Below are 20897 nucleotides of genomic sequence, written 5' to 3'. Positions count from 1 at the left end.
GCATTTCTGCCATAGTTCGAAGTTTGTTAAGCTTTGCAAGTTTAGAATCATCTAATTGCAGTGGGTTCAGATATTCTCTGATAGTGATTTCAGACGATGCATGGATAATCACATGGATGGCTTTTGAGACTAAAATCAGATTTTCGTATGCATCTGTACCACCTTTGCTTAATGGCATTTTATGATGACAGTGAATGTTGTGTACTTCCATAGGAAGTCCTGTAACTGCACATTTTCCATATTGAGCCGCAAATAGTGATATTCTGTTGTCTGCATATTCGATTGACCTGCCCTTGACAGGATTACGCATCAGCCATAACATTGCGTCGGTATTAATAGTTAGATTCTTATGAATCAGCTCTCGTCCCTTGACAGTGTACTTATTGATGTTTTTCCTTTTATTTTGGGCATTTTTCTGCGGAACGGCTCCCACTGGAACAATGGGACGTTCATGCAGAAACCTCAATTGCCTGCTTTTACCATACTTGTCTTTGATGAAACCATTTCTCAGAGCACCATTACGGGACACATCGCCTTTCAGCCTGTTTCTAAGCTGTTTGTTGATACCGAAGGCAAGCCTTCCAAAGTCTGCTGTTGATTCTGTTGCAATGCAGTAGTATTCGTGTAATCCTGCGACTACAGAATTATATTTCTGTAACTGTATAAACTGAGCTGTGTCATCTGGCGAATGAGCCAAAGTTTTTACTTCCTTGGTCAGCTTTTCATGAGCCTTTTTGTATGCCTTGTCACACATATGTGACCTGACGACATATTTCTTCCCCTTTTTCCGCACTTTCAGTTTGAATCCGAGAAAATCAGAATACTGTCTTTTTAGATTGACAACCTTAGATTTGTCTGGGCTTATATCAAGACCCAGGCGGTCTTTTAACCACATTTCTGTGGCTTTATACGCTCTGACGGCTTCTGCGTGTGTAGGGCAGAAGATTTTGAAATCATCGGCATATCGCACCGCATGCACTTCTTTCAGTCTGCTTCTGCGCAAAGCCCTGTAAGCATGGCTTTTGATAACTGTTCCCTGCTTATTGCTTCTTGTTGTAAAATCTGTTTTCGTTGGCATTTCTTCCCATTGGGAAGTAATCCACCAATCCAACTCGTTCAAAACAATGTTTGCAAGCAATGGCGACAGGATACCGCCTTGTGGAGTTCCCTTGATGGGGAAAGTTTTATCTCCATTTGGCAGAATAACAGATGCTTTCAGCATTTCCTTAATGATGCATAACAGCTTCTTATCTCTTATTCCCAATGCCCATATCTGCCTTATCAGTTTAGTATGATTGATGTTATCGAAAAATCCTTTAATATCAAGGTCTACTACGTGATACATATTCTGTACCTGTATCAATCGCATACACTGAGCGATGGCATGTTCAGCGGATCTATTCGGACGGAATCCGTAAGAATTATCGCTGAATTTTGCCTCGCATATCGGCTCCATGACTTGTAAGATACATTGCTGTACCACTCGGTCAACGATAGTTGGAATTCCCAGAGGTCTGGTCTTTCCATTGGGCTTTGGTATCTCCACACGCTTTACTGGGCGTGGGTGATAGCAGCTGAATTGCTTTCTTATGAGACGGACATATTCTTCCTCGTTTAATTTAGCAAGGTCATTAATTGTCCTTTTGTCCACACCTGCGGTATCACTTCCTGTATTCGTCTTTATCGTTCTGTATGCCAGCTTGATATTCTCTTCGCTCTCGATGATTTCCATGAGATGATTAAATATCTTGTCTTTCTTACTGTCTGCATACAATTCGTCAAAAGTACTTATCATGTCATAATACTCAGAATTGCGAATTTTTCTCTGTTTAGATTTCTGTTCTTGCTGTTTCGAAGTCAACACAGGCATCCTCTCCCTTCGGTTTGGATTTTCTTTGTCATACTCGAAGCTGCGTTTATCGTATATTCATTTTTTTCCGTTGAATTCGACTTGGGGCTATCCCTCCACGATGTTTAGCATCACTTCACAGGTACTGTGCCCCTACTCTCACTGGGATTAAGTACGGTTGTACCGGTTTTGCCCGGCTTTCCCGTCCAACGACCTGCAACGGCTTTTTTCATACGTTCCCAGCTTTCCACGTTCCGATATTCCTATCATTGATTACCTTTAGGTCCTTCCTCTAAGCCTGTGTCCAATCATGCATAATCATATCGCCTGTAACGATATATGGATGTTCATAACAACCATTCTTACTAATCCACGGACACGCCCATACAAGGGCTACTGCCTTTCGACAGTATCAACGTTTAGACTTGTACATTCGGAAGTTCGTCAGTACTTTCGTACATTCTGACCATGGGTAACCGACACCCGGCATATAGGTAGCACCATCCACCGCTGGATAGCTTTCGTATATGGTAGTTAGCCATATTTACGGCTACTCTCTGCCGACTTTACCGAGCTTCTGACACTTTGGCGGTTGCACGCTGATGCCAGTCGGAGTATCAGTGTGAGCGCTTCGGGGCGTTATTCCCTCATTTCACTCATCGGAATATCAGTTCTCCAAAGTTTCAGGCTTGAAAGCCCTTCGACTTTGTGCGTAAGCTTTTCACTTACGAACGTGTCACACGATTGTCGTTTCCATATCCTTCCATAAGGTTGATAGCTCCCCATATGCCGAGCCCCAGTGCGATGATGAGAGTCTGAAGAACGGTTACTGCGCTGTTGAAAAATGCCATAAATGTGTACCTCCTTGTACGCTGCGCCCTTATGGGCTGATGAATAGTAAATGTCCCTCTGCATGTGCACCTGCAAAAGGACAAAAAAATAGCCAGGTCTCCAATTTCAATCAGAAACCTGGCTATTTAAAAAGGGCGGCTCACCGCCGCCCTCATCGTTAATATTCTGTACTCAATAGAAAATCTGCAATGTGCATACTCTTAATGCCTTGGTAATTGCCTCCGGCAAATTCATCGGTTCTCAAAACATACTTCGGATAGTTATCCCGGATTTCCAGTAGCCGTTCATATTCACGTTTTTCTGTCTTCTCGGATTTGATCTCCTGCGTGACCTGCACATACAACCGGTCATTTTGCTTCTGCGCCACAAAATCGACCTCACCGTCCGGTGTCTTCCCAATCGTCACGGTATAGCCTCGTCTGCAAAGTTCCAGATACACCACATTTTCCAAACTGGAAGCGACGCTGTCCGGTGTATAGCCCAGCACGCTGTAACGTAAAGCGGTATCAGCAAGATAAAACTTCTCCTGCGTTTTCAGAATCTCCTTTCCGCGCAGGTCATAGCGAGAACAACGATGAAGGAGATATGCTTTCTCCAGCTTTTCCAGATAGCTATACACTGTTTCATTGTCGATAGCATGATTTACTGATTTCAGATAATTCGAAATTGATTTTGCAGAGAATGAATTTCCCACATTCGCAAATGTGTACCGAACCACCCGTTCCAGCTGGTCGATCTTACGAATCTGGTTTCTCTTTACGATATCTGAGAAAATCGTGGAATTATAGATATCCCGGACAATCGTATAAACCTCATCCTGTGAATACTCTCGCAGGTGTGTTGCAGGGAAGCCACCCAAGCGGATATAGTCTGCCAGTTCAGCATGGATATCCTTTACCTGTGTATACTGCTTCTTGAATTCCAGATATTCCTGAAAAGAAAGCGTATAGATCCGAAAGGAAACATATCGTCCAGTCAGGTAAGTCGCTATTTCCGAAGACATCATTCTGGAATTGGAGCCTGTTACATAAAAGTCAACATCATAATCTGTTCGATGAACATTTTTTCTTTCGATGAGCTGCAATACAATGTAACCAGTCTACATCTGCATTTTCAAAAATATGCATTGCAAGATTTCCTGAAAGTTTGAATTCAAAAGTCGAAATATATCCGAACTTCTGTCCCTCTTCAATTGTTCCTGTTGCGATTGCTTTGGCTATTGAGGTTCTTAGAAAACTTTCTGCCTGCTCCTTGGATGTGGTTAAATAAAATCCCTACCCAAAATCTTTTCTCTTTGCACATTTGACAAGATCTAGCTCTTTTACTTCACAATAGCTTCCATGATAGAGAACAAATCCAGCTTTTAACTCAAGCACTAATCTCTATCCCCTTTCCTTGCAAAAATTCAGTAATATCTTCAAGCACAGCTTCATCGCCTTCACAATGAAAAATCCCATAACATTTTTCTATATATCCAAGTACATCAGCCTCTTTAAACAAGTGTATAATCTGTTCAACAGGTAAATGCCACTCTTCTGAAGCAAGCCGGATTAATCTTGTTTGCATGAAAGTAATCTCTGTTTTCTCACTCATAATGAATCCTCCTTGATTTCTTGGTCAATAAAACTGGAAGTTATAAACATCTTTGCAAATATATCATATCTATCAACTGTACACCGCCCTCATAAATTGGGTGGTCATAATTGTCCGTAAAGAAATTCGGAATATTGTGAGAGCGGACAAATCCGCATTTTTCATAAAACGGTATGGTTAACGGGCTGTCACCTGTTCCAACCTGCAAAATAGAATATTCATCTGCATATTTACTTGCAAGGAAGTCAATCAATGCTTTCCCATAGCCCTTTCCCTGATTTTCCGGATCGACTGCGATATTCTTGATTTCAAGTATTTCGTTACCTTCATCGGTGACAACACATTCAGCTTTTACATTACCATCTTCAAGTACATACATAGTACCTTTTTCAAGATAGTGATCAACCATGCTCTCCTGTTCATCAGCTAATAACAATAATGATATAAATTGCTTTTTATTTTCGTTCACTTCTCGGATTTTCATATCCATTACTCCGTCAAACTGGAAGTTATCGCCTAATCTTTTAAATTAGTTAAATCCTCTAAGTACATTTCTGTATAACCGCACTCTGGGCAGACTGCAACTTTTACATCATCTATAATTGTTGCCTTTTGCTTTTCATCTACACGAACAACAATCCCATAGCCACCACCATTTACTTTAAGCCTTAAATCTGATACCATAACTTTTCCGCATTTTACACATTTTCTCATTGTTTACCACCTCCAAATGTATAATTTTACGCTTTCTTAATTGGATGTCTAATTACAGTTTTCCATTTTTCTGGGGCAACCTTTCTTGCATCAGACATATAAATCTCGTGGTGCAACCTATCTTTGTTAATATCATTAACATATCCATTTTGTTCTAAATAAGTATCCATAAGCGCAACAGTTGTTGGCTCATTATCAAAAGAACCTATATGCATAATTTGAACGCATAATCCCTCATCAATCGTAAGATACTCTGCTGACGAACAATCAAGTTTCTTCTTTTTCGTTGCTGTTTCTACCGCCCAGTCAAAATCAGCTTTAGAAATGAAATCAGGCAAACGGATAACAGAAATCCAGCTGAAAGCAGACTTATTTGTATAATCTACACTCTCGACATCATCCTGCCACCAAAAACCTTCCAATGGCGGAACAACATATTCAAAAAAGCCTTTAATTTTATAATCGGTCTTGTAACTCATTTTTAATGTGTATGCAACAGCATATAGAACACTGATTGCTTGTTGATATGCTCCGCCTTCTTCATTTGGATTGCCTTTTCCTCTAACTGCAATATAATTTGCCTTAGATACATTTACAATCTCTGGTTTGTTCTTCGGCATATAGAATTCTTTATACTCTTTTTTAAAATCAAAAGCCATAATAACCTCCAAAATTCCGATTTTCTCAATTCTCCAAACTTGAATTTATTTTGGCAAATCATCTTCCGCTTTAAAATTCACATTACTGTCATCGATCGAGATTGTGATCGTGTAGTTATAGATTATACCATCTTCTGTTTCCAGCTTAAATGTTACCGCACCACCTCCGAGATACTGAAAATCAGGTTCGTCAGACATTCTTGCATATGTGCCATACTGTTGAAAGTATCCGTCTGCATCAAAGAACGCAACATTGCTTGTTTGCTCCTTATCGTTCCGGAAGAGTACTGCACCAACACGGTCACTAGCATGATCTGGAATTAAAACACAGTCTATGTATTCCCAATCTGTTTCTTGCACAAGAGAGAACATCGACACAATATCTTGTTCAGACCAGATTTTTCCTCCATTCAGATTACTGATATCTGTATTCTGAACCGGATTGCTGGCAGAATCTGATGTTTCTGGCATGGCGTCTTTGCTGCTGCAGGCGGACATTCCTAATACACAAACCGTCATGAAAATAAAAAGCAATGCTCTCTTCATATGAACACCTCCTCAAATCCCGATTTGCCTCGCTGTTCTTACCTCCTATTTTACCAGATATCACCTACCAATTCCATAGCTTCATAGCTCAAAATAGTTCATTCACAAACCATTTAGCTATGTAAAAGGGGCGGCTTCTCAGCCGCCCCACAGGTCAACACTGCCTTAATCAGACAGGTTCATCGTCCGATTCTGCTTCGTAGTCCTCGTTGACATCCACTTCTTCGTCCTCGTCACCAGCATCCTCCGGCAGCTGGAGTGCCTCTTCATGTAATTCAGCGTAATAATCTGTGGCGATTCTTCCATCCGCTCAGAGAAAAAGCGGTCACGAGGGACGAAGCTCGCTGATTCCTGTGTAGAGCCGGAAAAAACGCATTATATCACAACACCGACCTCAAAAACAGGCTGACCGCCCCATACGGAGAGGAACGCCGCAGGGCGGCAAGCGAAGCGGCGAAAAACGAATAAAAGGGTTTTAAGGCTTCGTTGATTGTTGCGTTGGCAACCCCACCGCAATGGTAGTGCCCTTCTCCGAACTTTTCTCCACCCAAACGGAGCCGCCGTGGAGGTCGGCGATCTCCCATACCAGTGAGAGCCCCAGTCCTGCGCCACCGTATTCCCGGCTGCGGGATTTGTCCACCCGGAAGAAGGGCTGGAAGATACTGCGCTGATACACCTCCGGGATGCCGCAGCCGGTGTCGGAGACGCGGAGCAGGAGCTTTTCCAACTCCTGAGTGACAGAAACCCGTACCGAGCCGCCCGGCCGGTTGTACTTGACAGCATTCTCCGTCAGGTTGAAGATCAGCCGGTAGATCAGTGCATCGCTGCCGGTCATAATGCCGTCGCCCTCCGCCGTCAGCGTGACGCCGAGCTTATCTGAGAGCGGCGCAAGATCTGTGAAGATCTCCTCGATCATGGGAGCGAGCTGGATCCGCTCGTTCCGCTCCACCTGCCGCAGATTGCTCATCTCCAGCAGTGTCCTGGTCAACTGTATCAGCCGTTCCGTCTGCTCACGCAAAAGCGTGAGGAACTCCGCCGTCTCCGGCCGCACATCAGGATGCTCCGCGGAAAACAGCTCCAACTGCGCCTGCATTAGTGCCAGTGGCGTGCGCAGCTCGTGGGCGGCGTTTCCGGTGAACTGCCGCTGGGCGGAAAAGGCGTTGTTCAGCCGCTCCAGCATCTGGTTGAACGAGCGGCTCAGCTGCCGGAACTCCGAAATAGCGTCTTCATCGATCCTCATATCGGCAAGATTGTTCAGCTGCACCTGCTCCACCTGCGAGGTAAAGCTGCGCAGGGGCTTGAGAGCGCGTCCGCTGACGAAATAGGCGAGGATGCCGCTGAGCAGCGTTACCGCCGCCGTGATGTACCAGTTGGTGGTGCGGAAGCGCCCCTGCACCCCATCGACGACGATGGTCAACTCCTCGTTGGGTGCTATGAGCTGCGGGTCAAAGCTCGCCGCTCCGCCATCATTCAGGATCACCGTGCCGCCGCCTTGTAAGCTGTCCGCAATGGTGTCCATATAGTACACACCGGAGGTGCACAGCAGCAAATTCATGACCACGCAGGTGATGCCGATGAGCAGGACGGTCATCAGCGTGATGCGCCACTGCAAAGAAAGACGCTTCATGCTTCCTCGCCTCCCATCAGATAGCCCTCGCCGATACGGTTGCGGATGGGGTCATAGCCCAGCACGGCGCGGAGCTTTTTGCGCAGGGCGGAGATGTGGACGCGAATGGAATTGCTGAAGCTGTCCACGCTGTTGTCCCAAACGTGATCCATCAGCTCCTCCTGACTCACGGGCCGCCCCTGATGCACCATCAGGTATTCGAGTATCCCCGTTTCCTTGCGGGTCAGCGTCAGCGTCTGCCCGTTGACGGTGGCGGTACGGGAGCGGGTGTCAAAGGTCAGGCCTCCGCAGCTTAGCAGCACATCCTGCTGGGTGAACTGCCGCAATGTCAGGCTGCGGATGCGGGCCTCCAGCTCGGCGAGGTGAAAGGGCTTTGCGAGATAGTCGTTCGCCCCGGCATCCAGCCCCTGCACCTTGTCCTCCACTTCGCTGCGGGCGGAGAGGATCAGCACCCGCGTCTCCCGGTCGGTCTGCCGCAGGGTGCGCAGCACCGTCATGCCGTCCTTTTTCGGCAGATTCAGATCAAGAAGCACCAGATCGTATCGTTCCACGCCCAGAAGCGCCAGCGCCTTTTCGCCGTCATAACAGTAGTCCACGCTGTAGGCCAGCCGCCGCAGGCTGCGAACGATGGTCTCGCACAGGGCACGTTCATCTTCAATTACTAAAAGGTGCATAAGAGCCCTCCTTTTTATTTCTTCATTTTTGTGTTGCTTTCATTATAGCAAAAACAGATAAGGTTTGCGTTAAGTTTTCGTTCTTAACAGAGACTTTAACTCTCTCACGCTATGATAGGGGCAGAAAATCGGAAAGGGTGATGAAAAATGAGCTGTAGGAAAAAGGCAGCGGCGCAGATCGTGCTGCTGATGGCCGGAGCCGCCATGCTGTGCTTCGGTGTCTGGCGGGGCGAGGCGGCGACCGTGCTGAGCAAAGCAATCAAATTATGTCTGGAGTGTGTGGGAATTGGGTAAAAAGTTTTCAGGCGTTTCACAGACCATGTCCCGCTTCCGGGGCTGGATTCAGGCGGGGGCGACGCTGCTGACCAACCTGCACCTGCCGAACTTTCTCAAGGGCGGACTGTATCAGGGGGCGGGGAAGACCGTCTGCGTGCCGGGGCTGAACTGCTACTCCTGTCCGGCGGCGTCCGGGGCCTGCCCCATTGGGGCGTTTCAGGCGGTGGTGGGGTCTTCCAGGTTCAGCTTCTCTTACTATATCACAGGCTTTCTCATTCTGCTGGGAATCCTGCTGGGACGCTTTATCTGCGGCTTTCTATGCCCCTTCGGCTGGTTTCAGGAGCTGCTGCACAAAATCCCCACTAAGAAGCTTTCCACAAAGAGGCTGAAGCCGCTGACATACCTGAAATACGCTGTCCTGCTGGTGATGGTTTTCCTGCTACCGGCGTTCCTTGTGAACGATGTTGGCATGGGAGACCCGTTCTTCTGCAAATACCTCTGCCCCCAAGGCGTGCTGGAGGGAGCCATCCCGCTGTCCCTTGCCAATTCCGGCATCCGGGCGGCGCTGGGCAAGCTGTTTACATGGAAATTCAGCATCCTGCTGTCGGTGATTGCGCTGAGCGTACTGTTCTACCGACCGTTCTGCAAGTGGCTCTGCCCGCTGGGCGCGTTCTACGCGCTGTTCAACCGGGTGTCCCTCTTCCAGATGAAGGTGGATAAGAATAAGTGCGTTTCCTGCGGGAAATGCGCCAGAGCCTGCAAGATGAATGTGGATGTGACGAAAACGCCCAACCATACCGAGTGCATCCGCTGCGGAATGTGCATCCGCGCCTGTCCAACGAACGCCGTGTGCTTCCGCTACGGCTTCGGCAACGGGAAAGAAACAACAAAGAAAACAACAATGGAGGAATCAAAATGAACAGGAAGAGAATTTTTGCACTGGCTTTTGCCGTGCTGATGGTGCTGGCCCTGGCGGCCTGCGACATGAAGAACAATGACAAGATGGGCGGCATGAGCGGCAACGGCTCCGCCATGACTGGCGAGCCGAAAAACGCCGATGAGGCGCTCGCCCTGCACAAGGAGCTGCTGGAGCAGGAGAACGCGATCCTGTCGGAAAATACCGAGCTGTGGGAAAAGGTCTTTGTGGAGGCTGACAAGGGCATGGCCATGATCGAGGACGGGAAAAACTACGGCGACTTCCTGCTGGATACCGTCGAGGCCGCTAAAGAGCAGTTCACCGACAAGGAGTATGAGTGGCTGAAGGAGTCGGCCACGGAGATCAGCAATATTGAAAACAGGCTGACCGAGTTGGAAGATAAGTATCCCGAGATCATGCAGAAATCCATGGATGGCGCTATGAGCATGCCCGCGGGCAGCGACATGACCACGCCGCCTGATGACGGCAGCATGCAGAAATTCCCCGTCTTTGAGGGCAAGGACCTGGATGGCAACACGGTGAAGAGCGACGAGCTGTTCTCCGCCAACGCCGTCACCGTGGTGAATTTCTGGTTCACCACCTGCAATCCCTGCGTAGGCGAGCTTTCCGAGCTGGATGCGCTGAACAAGGAACTGGCAGAGAAGGGCGGCTCCCTCATCGGCGTCAACACCTTCACGCTGGACGGCGACGAAACAGCAATTTCCGAGGCGAAGGATGTGCTTGCCAAGAAGGGCGCCACCTATCAGAATGTGTATTTTGACTCCGACGGTGAGGCGGGAAAGTTTACCACCAACATCTTTGCCTATCCTACCACCTATGTGGTCGACCGCAGCGGCAATATCGTGGGTGAACCCATCGTAGGCGCCATCACGGAAAAGAAGCAGGCGGAGACGCTGCAAAAGCTCATCGACCAGGCTCTTGCCGCCGATATGGGCTGACAAACGAATTTATCTTCTCAGAAAGGAGGATACACCATGTATCGGAGAGTATTGCCACTTCTGCTCACCGCGGTACTGCTGCTGAGCGGCTGCGCCGCCGGGCAGAAAAATATGCCGCAGAAAACGGACGAGAAGGAAATGACCGGACAGCCCTCTGATATGTCTGGTGAAGGAAGCATGTATATGGATACCACGGAAAATGTCATATATCTGGCGGGCGGCTGCTTCTGGGGCATGGAACAGCTGATGCAGTCCATCCCCGGCGTCATTGATGCCGAGAGCGGCTATGCCAACGGCACCTGCGAGGCGGATGCCGATTACAAGATCGTCTGCAAAGGGAACACCGGTTTCCGGGAGACCGTGCGGGTGGAGTATGCCCCCGGACAGGTGAGTCTCGACGCCCTGCTGCTGGCCTACTTCTATGTGATCGACCCCACGGTGGAGAACCGGCAGGGCAACGACCGGGGCAGCCAGTATCAGACCGGTGTCTATTACACCAACGAAAGCGCGAAGGAAACGGTGGAGCGCATCGCGGAGATCGAGCGGGGACGCAGTGAAAAGTTCTTCGTAGAGATAGGTCCACTCAAGAACTATTACCCCGCCGAGGAGTACCACCAGAACTACCTCGAAAAGAACCCGAACGGCTACTGCCACATCCCGCGCGCGGAGATGGAGCTGTTTTCCCGGCTGCGCATCGATCCGGGCGACTATCAGAAGCCCGCGGCGGAATCCATCCGGGACAAGCTGACGGCGGAGCAGTACCGTGTTACGCAGGAGAGCGGCACAGAGCGCGCTTTCACAGGCGATCCGGAGTCCCCCAATGGCGTGCGCTACTGCATCAACAGTGCGGCCCTGCGCTTTGTGCCTTACGCAAAGATGAATGCAGAGGGTTACGGATATCTTCTGTATCTGTTCGAGAAATGAGTTCGCATAATACAATGATATAATAAGCAGCGTCCCAATCATTATGAACCGGGACGCTGTCGTTTATGCTCATGTCGGTTTAGTAAAGCGGACAGAAGCCTCCAAATGGGCTGAAAAAAAGGTTCTGACATTGAAGCACAGCTCCATGTCAGAACCCTTTTATTTCACAAATTATTTTTTGGGGTTGCGTCGCCCGGTGTTTTCCGAGCCACGCACTTCCTCATGGTAAAAGTAATCCACAATTACGGGGTGCCCAGGCTCTGCTCGTCCGTAGGGCAGCTCGTTGTCCACGAAGGGACAGCTGTATTCTTTCGCCAGCCGTTCCGCTTGATCCTCCAAACCACAGAAGTAGCTTCTGTCTCTCTTGTTGTAGATAACGTCGTACAGCAGAACCAAGTCAGGATATTTTTTACGTATATAGTCCATGATGTCTTTTTTGAAGCCGCCTCGCAGATTTAGATTTTCTAGCCATATCAGGTCGCATTGGTTTCTGACCTGATGGAAGATAGCCTCAAAATCTGTGATACCGGGAAAAACCGGAGCGATAAAGCACACGGTGCGGATACCTGCGTCATAAACCTGCTTCATGGCATCCAGCCGCCGCTTGATGCTGACGGCATTGTCCATATCGTTTTTGAAATCCTCGTCCAGCGTATTGATCGACCAGGAAACCGTGACCTTTCCCAGTTCTTTCAGAAGGTCGATGTCACGGATTACTAAGTCTGACTTGGTGCAGATGAGAATTTCCGCCTCGCTGCCCCGGAGCTGCTCAAGAAGTTTTCGGGTGTTCTGAAACTGAGCCTCCTGGGGCAGATAGCCATCGGTCACAGAACCGATGACTACGCGCTGCCCTTTGTACTTTTGCGGATTTTTGATTGCCGGCCAATGCTTCACATCCAGGAATGTACCCCACGGTTCGGTGTGCCCGGTAAATCGCTTCATAAACGAGGCGTAGCAGTATTTGCAGCTATGGGTACAGCCCACATAAGGATTGACGGAATAGCCGCCCACCGGCAGGTTGGATTTTGTCATAATATTTTTGGTTTCTACATCCTGAATCAGAATGCTGCTATCTTTCACTTCCGCCATGTCTTCTGTTCCTCCAATACCCGGTAAAAAGCCGGGGGAAATTCTTGTACCATATGTGTTTCTCCCATGATAGGAAGTAGATCTTCCTTCATGAATACAGGGATGCCAAGCGCATGGGCCTGATGTGTCAGGTTCCACACCCATTCCGGATTCGATACGGATTTGCCCTTCCTATGTCCGGTCTCAGTCCCAATGACGATCCACTCAATTCCGGTAAGGTCCACCATACCAACATCATCAAACATAGGTTCAAAGGTCACATGATAGTGTCCGCCATGGATATGCTCCCGCAAAGTCCGGATACGGTTTTTCTCTTTACTGGAGGTAACAGTTACACCAAACCAAGCATTCTCCAGGGTAGTGGAAAACACAATATCCTCCGGTCGCTTGGTCAAAAACAGATATTGGTGCTGTGGATTTTCAGTCATCTTGGCAAATATCTGTTCCCGCCACTCTGGCTTCCAGTGGGAAAAATCGCTCATGCCGGTGAGCAGAAAATTCTGTGGGCGCTTTTTCTCCATCAGCCGCAGCTTATTGGGAAAAAACTCCGGCTTTTCAAAGTCATCGATCATGTGAAACCGGCGGACATTGTTTCTGGCATAGCAGTAGCTGCAACCAATAGTACAGCCGATCACCAGATTCATGTTCTGAATACAGTCTTTAATACAAACAGTCACCGCTAACGCCTCCTTTCCGTTTTGAGATTTAGCCTTCTACCGCAGGCGCAACTTTCCCGAAGCCGTTCCAGGCATACAGCCCCTTCTTGTCCTCATCGCCCAGGAACTTGTCCACCTGACAGATGTGCAGGATATGGTCGCCAACTTCCACCGACTGCTGCAGGGTGGCCACCATCGCCAGACGAGTATCCACCGGAATCTGGATGTCACTGCCCTCCACAGCCATCATCTCGATGTTGTTGGCGGCCACCTTGTCGGTCTTGGCACCGGTAGACGCTCCGCAGGCCATCACCGTCTGGGCAAGACTCTCGCCAGGAACGGTGACAATCACCTTTCCGGTCTCTCGTACCTGCTTACCGGTGTGGGACTGTTTTCCAGTGGCGAAGCCCACCATGGGTGGGTTGAAGGAGAGGTAAGACACAAAGCAAATGGGAGCCAGGTTCGTAGAACCGTCCTCCTTTTTAGAGCAGATCAGTGTCAGCGGATTGGGGGAGGTCAGAACAGTAGCCTCCATAATGTTCAGTTCTTTCATGTCATTCAGACCTTTCTAAGAAATTTCAGTCGTTGACTGCTCGGCCAACTAGTGATATATTTATTATACCTAATAGCAATTTTTGTTCAAGTACGCAAATTATTTGTACCTGGTATCAAAAAATATACTGCAAAAGACGAGGAAAAATCCAATCATGACTTATGAAGAATTCAAAGAAAAGGTTGGCAGTGTCATTCTAACCGATGATGGAAACTGCCCGGTCACGCCGGTGGTTCAAATGCTGCAGGGCAAATGGAAACTCCAAATTCTCTATGAACTATGCATCAAGTGTCCCATGCGGTTTGGGGAACTGAAAAAAGTTCTCAAGCCCATCACCAACACAGCTCTGACCAACGCCCTGAAGGAGCTGGAATCGGATGAATTGATCCAGCGCATCCAATATAATGAAATGCCCCTGCGGGTGGAATACTCCCTCACCGAGAAAGGACGGGATCTGTTGCCGGTCTTTTACGCCATTTCTCAATGGGGAATGAAATATATACCATGATTCTAACTATATTAATCTGCAAGATAATAGCCGGGAGGCATTGACAATTTGAGTCAACTTCCCGGCGTTTTATTTTCTGCATTTTCTACTGCTGCAAAGGATTCAGGAAGCAACCTGATTCATGAGAGTTGATAACTCCCACCGCCTGCAAATAGGCATAGATGATTACGGTCCCCACAAACTTCATGCCTCGCACGCCTCCCGGAGAGCAGGCAGCAGCTCATCCAGTCGCCCGTCCAGACCGAAGGACTTTTCTTTGATATTGTCCGCAATGTAGATCTCACCAAGATTGAGGGTCACATAAGTGGCGTTTGGCTCGCTGGCCACCAGGCGCATCATCGGGGCCTTGATCAGCTGATTGCGCCAGCCAATGCCCAGCTCCAAAACCACCAGTTTCTTCCCGTGGTAGATTTTCAGAAAGTTTTGGAACCGTGCCTGGGCAGCGGTATCCGGAATCATTCTCCGACCCGCACCCATGTGGATGTCCATGGGACCGCCGCACTTGGGACAGCGCGGCACCAACTCTGTAGGCACATGGCCGCCCTGTTCGGCAGCCGATAATTTTTCGACCACCTCTAAACTTGAATAGAGGGTGTCGTGGCAGGGGCGGGCACACTGCATCGTAAACCAGTTGCCCTCGATCTCATAGATTTTCGTCGGATCGAAACCACACAGTTCAAAGTGACCTTCTCCGTTTGATGTGACGACAAAGTAATCTTTTTCTCCCACAACGGCCTTCAAATCGTTCATCACCGGCGTAGGCCGGTACTGCCCGCAGTAATGATGGATGAGCCGGGCCCAGAAGGCCCATTTTTCCTCCTCGCTGGGCCATCCGGCCATCATGCCCTGCAAAATACACCCAAGGCCGTATTTCCGTTTAAAATCCCCAAACAGTCTTTCAAAGGCCGCATTGTCCGCAAACAAATGCAGTCCTTCGGTGATGGACAGGCCGTTACTGGCCCCGATCAGGATAGCGTCCGCTTCTCTGAATTTTTCCGCAATAGGGTTCCAATCAATCATATTCGTTCGCCCCTTTCTATTCTATGTTTGCTGCGATGGAGCGCTCCTGCCGGAGGGCAGCTATAGTTTCCGCCAAATCTCCTTGCAGATACAGGCTGCGTCCCCGCAGATGCTCTGGCCTATGAGATGCCTCTCGATTAAGACATGCATAAAAGACGTTTTCGTTTTGGGCAGTAAGTTCCCAGAAGGGTAGTTTGATGATACTGGGCGTCATCTCACCCACGCCCAGCTCCAACAGCAGGACTTTTTTGTCGGACTGATCCATTATCCAGTGTCGCAGGAAGCTATGGTAGCGGTGCAGACTATCCTGCCAGAAGGTTCCCTCCAGAAAGGTATCATCTCGTACCCAGGGCACCAGCACCCGTCCGCAATCCGGGCAGCGAGGAACAGCCTCCTCCGGCAGGCGAACACCTGCCCAGCAACCAGTCAGCTCCTTCACCAGCTCGCGGTTTTCCCAAATATCATCCCGGCAGGGCTGACTGCATTGGCAGTAGCTAAAGTCTCCCTGAAAGGCGCAAATTTGTTTCTGGGGAAATACCCGAAAAAACTGCTGATCGACATTAGTGGTCAGCACAAAGACAGATTTATCTGCAACAAGCGTTTGCAGATCCAGATAGGGCTGCCCCGTAGGGGCTTCCCACATGAAGCGCATATATTGGCTGTAATATCCCCACTGCTCCCCATAGCTGGAAAAGCAATGGTAGAATCCAGCCAGTGGGGAGGTAAAGCCATACTGTTCGCGAAAGGGAGCCAATGCTTCCGAAAGTGCCGGGGACCAATGGTAGTGGTCGTATCCAGCTGCGCTTGACAGGCCGGAGCCGCCTCCGATCACAACGGCGTCTGCTTGAGCAATACGCTCGGCAAGTTCCTGAAGCGCCGCTTGGTTTCCAACCCTCATTGATCGTTATCTCCGCTTTCCATGGTGTTCTGTGCATCCCGCAGCACTTGAGCAATGTCGGCCACAATGGTCATGCCCTTATCCTCCAACTGCTTGGGCAGTAAGTCATATTTGTCGTTGATAGCAATATATCGAGCATGGGGAAAGCTGAGGGTCAGGTTCCAGAAAGGCTCCTGGATAAACATGGGAGTCATTCGGCCAACGCCCAACTCCAGGAACAGAATTTTGCTGTCTTTGTGTTCCAGTACGTAGCGAGAAATTTTTTCGTACTGTTCTTCGTATTTCTTTCCTTGCAGGAAATTTCCATATCCCCGCACCCAGGGGAATGCCTCACCGCCGCAGTGAGGGCACCGAGGAATGAGATCCGTAGGAATCTTCGTGCCATCCCCCATAGCGGTTACCATATCAGCCACCGGCTTTACCGCATCCCAGGTGTCATCGGTACAGCAGGCGGCACACTGGAAGAAGCGGTGATCCCCCTGGATTTCCGCCACCTTCTCCTCCGGGTAGAGTTTGACAAACTGGGTATCCTGGTTGGTGGTGAGGATGAAGAAGTCCTTGCCTTTCAGCAAAGCGTCTAAATCCAGATAGGGATGACGCACAGGTGCGGTCTGGGTGGTGTGAAGGAAGGTGGCGAGATACCCCCAATACTCTTCCCTTGTCTTCCAGGTGTGCATCATCCCTGCAAAAGCACCTTTGAAGTGGTACTTCTCAGCAAAAGGCCGGAAGTATTTCCGGTAGGAGTCGTTGTCCTCGTAGTAAAAATTTCCACCACCGGCAGCGGACAGGCCGGAGGCCCCGCCCACTACCACACAGTCAGCTTCCTTTACCTCCTGTACCAACCGATCGATCTGTTCGCTATACGGCAGCGGCTTTTTGTCAGTCAGCTGATAAGGCGTACTGCCGGAAGCATAGATAGGATGGTACTTGGAATAATTCATCTGGGTCTGCATGACCAAATCATCATAGAAGTTCATTGTCGCCATTCCTTTCAGGTGGGTGTTATTTTTATTCTTACTTCAAATCATTTTAGCATCCTCTTGCGCTGCTGTCAATATGCTGTTATAATAAAAATAACATCAAAGAAAAAAGGAGATCAGTCCATGAAATATCCCACCCGCCTTAGCGATGCTGTTCATATTCTGGCTTTTATCGCTCTGTACCCAGACTGCGACCTAACCAGTAACAAGCTGGCAGAGAGCATTCAGACGAATCCTGCCTATGTGCGCCAGCTCATGTCCGCCCTGCGGAAAGGAGGGCTGCTGGTCAGCGTGAAGGGACATCCCCGACCCGCTCTGGCTCGTGAGCCGGAGAAAATCACTCTGCTGGATGCCTATCGGGCAGTAGAGGGCAACAAGCCCCTGCTCCATCAGGACATCCACACCAACCCCGCTTGTGGCGTGGGCGTGAACATTCAACTGGTGCTGCGGGATTTTTACTTGGACATTCAAAAAACAGCGGAACAAAAAATGCAAGAAATCACGCTGAAAGATGTGCTGGAACAATATCACATGAAACTCTTCCATTTGGGACAAAAATTCTTCTGAACGGGAAATACGGAACCTCCTTGCGGGACTATACTGAGAACCGGAGAGGCCTATATCCCGTATTTTGCGAATGATTGAAGATGATCGCTACTGCGAGGACATTTCCAACCAGCGGTTGGAAAAGCTGGTTACATAATAATAGACAATGGACCGGCCCAATCTAAATGGCCGGCCCTAAATTAAGGAGGAAATCAATATGAAACTTGGCATTATTCGTTGTATGCAGACAGAGGATTACTGCCCCGGAAGCCGGGATTTTCGGACAATCCGAGAGAGAAAAGGCGCTTTTATGGGAGAGGATGACATTCAGTTAGTGGGCTTTATCAACTGCGGTGGCTGCCCCGGAAAAAAAGCGGTGCTGCGGGCCCGTTCTCTGGTAGAACAGGGCGCTGACACCATTGCTTTTGCTTCCTGTATCAGCAAAGGGACTCCCATTGGTTACCCCTGTCCTTTCGCCAAACGTATGCGGGAGCTGGTACAGAAAGAGGTAGGCGATGGTGTCCGTATCTTGGATTACACCCATGACGCTGGCCCTGAACCAGAAACATCTCAGAAGTAAAGTTTCTTTTCTCTCCGGCCTATGGTAAGATAGACTTCAAGGAGGAGTGCTAAATGATTCAGAACCGCTTACCCCACGACCACGGACAAACTATCGAGCATGAACTGGAATATATGCCCAGCGTAGAAAACTTCCAAACCGTAGCTGATATTTTCAAGCAGCTGGGGGATGGCAGCCGTATTCGCATTTTTTGGCTGCTTTGCCACTGTGAGGAATGTGTTATCAATCTTTCGGCCATGGTAGATATGAGCAGTCCTGCAGTTTCTCACCATCTCAAGCAGTTGAAATCAGCAGGTCTGATCGTTAGCCGCCGGGACGGAAAAGAGGTCTATTATAAAGCGGCTGATACCGAACAGGCTCGAAATTTCCACCACATGATTGAGTGGCTTGTAAAGATTGCCTGTCCGGCGCAAGTAGAAACACAGAAAGGAACGCAATGAAAAAAGAAGAGTCCAAAGTTATCGCTCAAAAACTCCAAAAGATTCCAAACGGCACCCTCGCCTTGAAGCATTGCCGGGCTGGTGGAACGGGCAGCACACTCTTTGGAGAACAGTTTCGAGCGGTTACCGCTGGAAAAGGGTGTATGGAGGCATATGAAACTTTTCCTGGAATAGAGGTATCCTTCAATGTTTTTCTTGCTTCAGAGGTCAAGTTTCGGCACGATGCTTCGGATTCTGTTTTAGAAATTTACTATTGTCGCAGTGGTCGCGTGGGTTGGAATATGCAAGGCGGTACTGCCGTCTATTTAGGTGCAGGTGATGTGACTGTGCACAGTATGGCCTGCTGCGCGGATTCCGCCATGATGTTTCCCTTAGGATATTCCGAGGGGATCTCCATTTCCGTGGATCTGGAACAGCTCTCTTCCATTTGCCCGGAAGTTTTAAAGAATGCCGGTGTGGAGGCAGACCAGTTACGAGATCGATTTTGCTCCGGAAAGCCATCCGCAATCCCGTCCTGTTCCGATTTAGAGCATATTTTTGCCCCACTCTTTTCTGCTCCTGTGTCCGTTCGAATCTCCCTCTTGAAATTGAAGGTGCTGGAAATTTTGATTTATTTGAGCAACATGAAATCAGAGCATAAAGAACTGACCCAATACTTCTCCCAGCAAACCGAATTGATAAAAGAAATTCATCAACAGTTGACAGAGCACTTGGATCAACGATTTACGATTGAAGAACTTTCTAAACAGTATTTGATAAATACCTCTACTCTAAAGGAGATATTCAAGGCAGTCTACGGCCAGCCTATCGCCACCTATATGAAGGAATTTCGGATGCGTCAGGCTATGAAATTATTACGGGAAACAAATGCCACTATCGCGGACATTGCTTCCCAGGTAGGCTACCAAACCCAGGGAAAGTTTTCAAGCGCTTTTCAGGCTATAGTCAAAATGTCGCCCAGAGAATACAGGAAAATCCAGGGTATAGCTCCATCTGATTCCTTTAGCAAAACACCGTAATGAGAAATTCTGGTAGACTACTGCCAGCAAAGCCTAACACAAACATAAAAAGCAGAACATTGCAGCATTAGCAATGCTCTGCTTTTTTATGTTCCCTTTTTCTTGATGTTGGCTGCCCTAATGGTCTCAATTCCTGCTGTTTCCATCCGAAGGATAAACAGCCGTGAAACAAACCATTCATCATTTTTGATCCAGTTGAGAGAATCGCTTATGATCACTCTATCATAGGCACAGCCAAAGATAAGTCCTATGACGCAACCTATGATAATTTAGAGGATGACACCCATCAAGATATCCACCAAGTTAGCCACCAAGATTTTGAGCCTTTTATTTGACTCAGTTTTTCATAGATTCTTTGACACTACCATCACACACGCTCAAATGATAGATATCTCGTCCCCTGAAAAGTAAGTTTCCCAATGTCTCCTTCTGCCAGCATTCCATATTCCCTACCGGAAATCTGCAATTCCATCCGATCACCGCTCTCCACCTGAAATGTTACATAGTAACTGGTACTCGAGGTCGTATGATACCCATGCGCACCAGATGGATCACCTCCATTTGGATGGCTGTGATGCGATACGTTTTCTCGCTTTGCAACTACAGTTGCGCTCACCGACAAACGCGGTGACTGATTGTTTTTATGCCATGTTCCGATTCCTGTCACAAACTGGAAGATGATCATGCCGAAAACCATTACGAAGATAATTGGAAACATAAACTCAAACAGCATAAACATATGACTCACCCCTTCTTCATCTTTCGCTTTATGATTACTCTAAGCGCGAAACATACGATGATCACCGCAAAAGAAGCGACGCAATACAGTAACGCTTCCGTATACCACGGTGCAGAATTCGGTTCGTATAGTTTCGGAAAGCGCTTATACTCATAGAAATCCATACCCGTTTTAATTACAATCACGTAGAAACTCGCATAGATAATATATTTTAATAAATCGTAGAATTTATTCATACCATCGCCTCCGCGATATACTGTTTTGTCCTTTTGGCATCGAT

25 protein-coding genes and 2 pseudogenes are annotated in these 20897 nt (G+C 48.4%); 9 read left to right on the top strand and 18 right to left on the bottom strand.

The window, feature by feature from the left end; all coding sequences use genetic code 11:
• From ltrA to DW677_RS12825, 10 genes and pseudogenes are all read right to left on the bottom strand, one after another.
• Positions 1-1870: group II intron reverse transcriptase/maturase (gene ltrA / locus DW677_RS12875; protein WP_117567549.1), on the bottom strand; the 1870-nt coding region annotated here is incomplete at its 3' end.
• 722 nt (positions 1871-2592) lie between these two features.
• A pseudogene (locus DW677_RS12870) lies at positions 2593-2700 on the bottom strand (Maff2 family protein); the annotation flags it as partial.
• Positions 2701-2858: 158 nt separating this feature from the next.
• Positions 2859-3785, bottom strand: a complete 927-nt coding sequence (locus DW677_RS12865; protein ID WP_242992170.1) for an ATP-binding protein — start codon at positions 3783-3785, stop codon at positions 2859-2861.
• Between the two features lie 284 nt (positions 3786-4069).
• Entirely contained in the window at positions 4070-4294 is a 225-nt protein-coding gene (locus tag DW677_RS12855; RefSeq protein WP_015553412.1) for a DUF3791 domain-containing protein, read from the bottom strand.
• A 40-nt stretch (positions 4295-4334) separates the two neighbouring features.
• Positions 4335-4778, bottom strand: a complete 444-nt coding sequence (locus DW677_RS12850) for a GNAT family N-acetyltransferase (protein WP_055191805.1) — start codon at positions 4776-4778, stop codon at positions 4335-4337.
• Between the two features lie 32 nt (positions 4779-4810).
• A complete protein-coding gene (locus DW677_RS12845; protein WP_015514177.1) occupies positions 4811-5008 on the bottom strand; it encodes a zinc ribbon domain-containing protein in 198 nt (65 codons plus the stop codon).
• Positions 5009-5034: 26 nt separating this feature from the next.
• On the bottom strand, positions 5035-5667 hold the full coding sequence (locus DW677_RS12840; protein WP_117567529.1) for a GyrI-like domain-containing protein: 633 nt from the start codon (positions 5665-5667) through the stop codon (positions 5035-5037).
• Between the two features lie 45 nt (positions 5668-5712).
• The gene (locus DW677_RS12835) at positions 5713-6213 is read right to left on the bottom strand and encodes a hypothetical protein (RefSeq protein WP_002594812.1); all 501 of its coding nucleotides are present in this window, start codon (positions 6211-6213) and stop codon (positions 5713-5715) included.
• 475 nt (positions 6214-6688) lie between these two features.
• Positions 6689-7840: an ATP-binding protein gene (locus DW677_RS12830; protein WP_117567528.1), complete on the bottom strand. Its 1152-nt coding sequence runs from the start codon at positions 7838-7840 to the stop codon at positions 6689-6691.
• Positions 7837-8514 carry a response regulator transcription factor gene (locus DW677_RS12825; protein WP_117470973.1) on the bottom strand — a complete coding sequence of 226 codons (678 nt, stop codon included), beginning with the start codon at positions 8512-8514 and terminating at the stop codon, positions 7837-7839. The genes DW677_RS12830 and DW677_RS12825 overlap by 4 nt, the downstream gene beginning before the upstream one ends.
• A 147-nt stretch (positions 8515-8661) precedes the next feature.
• Here DW677_RS12825 and DW677_RS18360 point away from each other — a divergent pair, with 147 nt between their 5' ends.
• Genes DW677_RS18360 through msrA form a run of 4 tightly spaced genes read left to right on the top strand, consistent with a single transcriptional unit; the run spans position 8662 to position 11589 of the window.
• Entirely contained in the window at positions 8662-8808 is a 147-nt protein-coding gene (locus DW677_RS18360; RefSeq protein WP_015553408.1) for a CD1871A family CXXC motif-containing protein, read from the top strand.
• A 25-nt stretch (positions 8809-8833) separates the two neighbouring features.
• Positions 8834-9709: a 4Fe-4S binding protein gene (locus DW677_RS12820; RefSeq protein ID WP_181968358.1), complete on the top strand. Its 876-nt coding sequence runs from the start codon at positions 8834-8836 to the stop codon at positions 9707-9709.
• A complete protein-coding gene (locus tag DW677_RS12815; RefSeq protein WP_117567527.1) occupies positions 9706-10665 on the top strand; it encodes a TlpA disulfide reductase family protein in 960 nt (319 codons plus the stop codon). The genes DW677_RS12820 and DW677_RS12815 overlap by 4 nt, the downstream gene beginning before the upstream one ends.
• A 36-nt stretch (positions 10666-10701) precedes the next feature.
• Positions 10702-11589: a peptide-methionine (S)-S-oxide reductase MsrA gene (gene msrA / locus DW677_RS12810; protein WP_117567526.1), complete on the top strand. Its 888-nt coding sequence runs from the start codon at positions 10702-10704 to the stop codon at positions 11587-11589.
• Between the two features lie 171 nt (positions 11590-11760).
• Here the strand turns inward: msrA and DW677_RS12805 are convergent, their stop codons facing one another.
• Genes DW677_RS12805 through DW677_RS12795 form a run of 3 tightly spaced genes read right to left on the bottom strand, consistent with a single transcriptional unit; the run spans position 11761 to position 13887 of the window.
• Positions 11761-12678 (bottom strand): radical SAM mobile pair protein B, encoded by a 918-nt coding sequence (locus DW677_RS12805; protein ID WP_117567525.1) that lies wholly within the window; start codon positions 12676-12678, stop codon positions 11761-11763.
• Complete coding sequence (locus tag DW677_RS12800; RefSeq protein WP_117567524.1) at positions 12666-13355, bottom strand: radical SAM mobile pair protein A; 690 nt, start codon at positions 13353-13355, stop codon at positions 12666-12668. The genes DW677_RS12805 and DW677_RS12800 overlap by 13 nt, the downstream gene beginning before the upstream one ends.
• 28 nt (positions 13356-13383) lie before the next feature.
• The gene (locus tag DW677_RS12795) at positions 13384-13887 is read right to left on the bottom strand and encodes a flavin reductase family protein (RefSeq protein ID WP_117484735.1); all 504 of its coding nucleotides are present in this window, start codon (positions 13885-13887) and stop codon (positions 13384-13386) included.
• Between the two features lie 154 nt (positions 13888-14041).
• On the opposite strand from DW677_RS12795, the gene DW677_RS12790 reads away from it, so the two are divergent.
• Positions 14042-14395: a helix-turn-helix domain-containing protein gene (locus DW677_RS12790; protein WP_015553402.1), complete on the top strand. Its 354-nt coding sequence runs from the start codon at positions 14042-14044 to the stop codon at positions 14393-14395.
• An 85-nt stretch (positions 14396-14480) separates the two neighbouring features.
• Here DW677_RS12790 and DW677_RS12785 read toward each other — a convergent pair.
• From DW677_RS12785 to DW677_RS12770, 4 genes and pseudogenes are all read right to left on the bottom strand, one after another.
• A pseudogene (locus tag DW677_RS12785) lies at positions 14481-14588 on the bottom strand (DNA-3-methyladenine glycosylase I); the annotation flags it as partial.
• Positions 14579-15415 carry an NAD-dependent protein deacetylase, SIR2 family gene (locus tag DW677_RS12780; protein WP_117567523.1) on the bottom strand — a complete coding sequence of 279 codons (837 nt, stop codon included), beginning with the start codon at positions 15413-15415 and terminating at the stop codon, positions 14579-14581. The gene DW677_RS12780 and the pseudogene DW677_RS12785, both read right to left, overlap by 10 nt.
• A 16-nt stretch (positions 15416-15431) precedes the next feature.
• Positions 15432-16313, bottom strand: coding sequence for an NAD-dependent protein deacetylase, SIR2 family (locus tag DW677_RS12775; protein ID WP_117567522.1), 882 nt, complete (start codon positions 16311-16313; stop codon positions 15432-15434).
• Positions 16310-17290: an NAD-dependent protein deacetylase gene (locus DW677_RS12770; protein ID WP_181968356.1), complete on the bottom strand. Its 981-nt coding sequence runs from the start codon at positions 17288-17290 to the stop codon at positions 16310-16312. Before DW677_RS12770 ends, DW677_RS12775 begins: the two co-directional genes overlap by 4 nt.
• 126 nt (positions 17291-17416) lie before the next feature.
• On the opposite strand from DW677_RS12770, the gene DW677_RS12765 reads away from it, so the two are divergent.
• The 4 genes from DW677_RS12765 (at position 17417) to DW677_RS12745 (ending at position 19878) form a co-directional block, all read left to right on the top strand.
• Positions 17417-17860, top strand: a complete 444-nt coding sequence (locus tag DW677_RS12765) for an Rrf2 family transcriptional regulator (protein ID WP_117567520.1) — start codon at positions 17417-17419, stop codon at positions 17858-17860.
• A 196-nt stretch (positions 17861-18056) separates the two neighbouring features.
• A complete protein-coding gene (locus DW677_RS12755) occupies positions 18057-18419 on the top strand; it encodes a CGGC domain-containing protein (protein ID WP_107000739.1) in 363 nt (120 codons plus the stop codon).
• A gap of 53 nt (positions 18420-18472) precedes the next feature.
• On the top strand, positions 18473-18859 hold the full coding sequence (locus DW677_RS12750; RefSeq protein WP_117567519.1) for a metalloregulator ArsR/SmtB family transcription factor: 387 nt from the start codon (positions 18473-18475) through the stop codon (positions 18857-18859).
• Complete coding sequence (locus DW677_RS12745; protein WP_117567518.1) at positions 18856-19878, top strand: AraC family transcriptional regulator; 1023 nt, start codon at positions 18856-18858, stop codon at positions 19876-19878. Before DW677_RS12750 ends, DW677_RS12745 begins: the two co-directional genes overlap by 4 nt.
• 367 nt (positions 19879-20245) lie before the next feature.
• Here the strand turns inward: DW677_RS12745 and DW677_RS12740 are convergent, their stop codons facing one another.
• Entirely contained in the window at positions 20246-20617 is a 372-nt protein-coding gene (locus DW677_RS12740; RefSeq protein ID WP_117567517.1) for a DUF2500 domain-containing protein, read from the bottom strand.
• Positions 20618-20897 lie beyond the last annotated feature (280 nt).

The sequence above is a fragment of the Clostridium sp. AM25-23AC genome, from assembly GCF_003435125.1.
In the GTDB taxonomy this organism is placed as follows: domain Bacteria; phylum Bacillota; class Clostridia; order Lachnospirales; family Lachnospiraceae; genus Pilosibacter; species Pilosibacter fragilis.
Note: the sequence above shows the minus strand (reverse complement) of the source record. Positions and strands in the feature narration are given on the sequence as shown.

Coding starts and splice junctions, on each gene's coding strand:
- DW677_RS12765 (WP_117567520.1), top strand. CDS start 17,417: ATGAAATATCCCACCCGCCTTAGCGATGCTGTTCATATTCTGGCTTTT.
- DW677_RS12850 (WP_055191805.1), bottom strand. CDS start 4,778: ATGAAAATCCGAGAAGTGAACGAAAATAAAAAGCAATTTATATCATTA.
- DW677_RS12745 (WP_117567518.1), top strand. CDS start 18,856: ATGAAAAAAGAAGAGTCCAAAGTTATCGCTCAAAAACTCCAAAAGATT.
- DW677_RS12825 (WP_117470973.1), bottom strand. CDS start 8,514: ATGCACCTTTTAGTAATTGAAGATGAACGTGCCCTGTGCGAGACCATC.
- DW677_RS12770 (WP_181968356.1), bottom strand. CDS start 17,290: ATGAACTTCTATGATGATTTGGTCATGCAGACCCAGATGAATTATTCC.
- DW677_RS12830 (WP_117567528.1), bottom strand. CDS start 7,840: ATGAAGCGTCTTTCTTTGCAGTGGCGCATCACGCTGATGACCGTCCTG.
- DW677_RS12795 (WP_117484735.1), bottom strand. CDS start 13,887: ATGAAAGAACTGAACATTATGGAGGCTACTGTTCTGACCTCCCCCAAT.
- DW677_RS12780 (WP_117567523.1), bottom strand. CDS start 15,415: ATGATTGATTGGAACCCTATTGCGGAAAAATTCAGAGAAGCGGACGCT.
- DW677_RS12815 (WP_117567527.1), top strand. CDS start 9,706: ATGAACAGGAAGAGAATTTTTGCACTGGCTTTTGCCGTGCTGATGGTG.
- DW677_RS12805 (WP_117567525.1), bottom strand. CDS start 12,678: ATGGCGGAAGTGAAAGATAGCAGCATTCTGATTCAGGATGTAGAAACC.
- DW677_RS12820 (WP_181968358.1), top strand. CDS start 8,834: ATGTCCCGCTTCCGGGGCTGGATTCAGGCGGGGGCGACGCTGCTGACC.
- DW677_RS12790 (WP_015553402.1), top strand. CDS start 14,042: ATGACTTATGAAGAATTCAAAGAAAAGGTTGGCAGTGTCATTCTAACC.
- DW677_RS12845 (WP_015514177.1), bottom strand. CDS start 5,008: ATGAGAAAATGTGTAAAATGCGGAAAAGTTATGGTATCAGATTTAAGG.
- DW677_RS12775 (WP_117567522.1), bottom strand. CDS start 16,313: ATGAGGGTTGGAAACCAAGCGGCGCTTCAGGAACTTGCCGAGCGTATT.
- DW677_RS12755 (WP_107000739.1), top strand. CDS start 18,057: ATGAAACTTGGCATTATTCGTTGTATGCAGACAGAGGATTACTGCCCC.
- msrA (WP_117567526.1), top strand. CDS start 10,702: ATGTATCGGAGAGTATTGCCACTTCTGCTCACCGCGGTACTGCTGCTG.
- DW677_RS12750 (WP_117567519.1), top strand. CDS start 18,473: ATGATTCAGAACCGCTTACCCCACGACCACGGACAAACTATCGAGCAT.
- DW677_RS12835 (WP_002594812.1), bottom strand. CDS start 6,213: ATGAAGAGAGCATTGCTTTTTATTTTCATGACGGTTTGTGTATTAGGA.
- DW677_RS12855 (WP_015553412.1), bottom strand. CDS start 4,294: ATGAGTGAGAAAACAGAGATTACTTTCATGCAAACAAGATTAATCCGG.
- DW677_RS18360 (WP_015553408.1), top strand. CDS start 8,662: ATGAGCTGTAGGAAAAAGGCAGCGGCGCAGATCGTGCTGCTGATGGCC.
- DW677_RS12740 (WP_117567517.1), bottom strand. CDS start 20,617: ATGTTTATGCTGTTTGAGTTTATGTTTCCAATTATCTTCGTAATGGTT.
- DW677_RS12840 (WP_117567529.1), bottom strand. CDS start 5,667: ATGGCTTTTGATTTTAAAAAAGAGTATAAAGAATTCTATATGCCGAAG.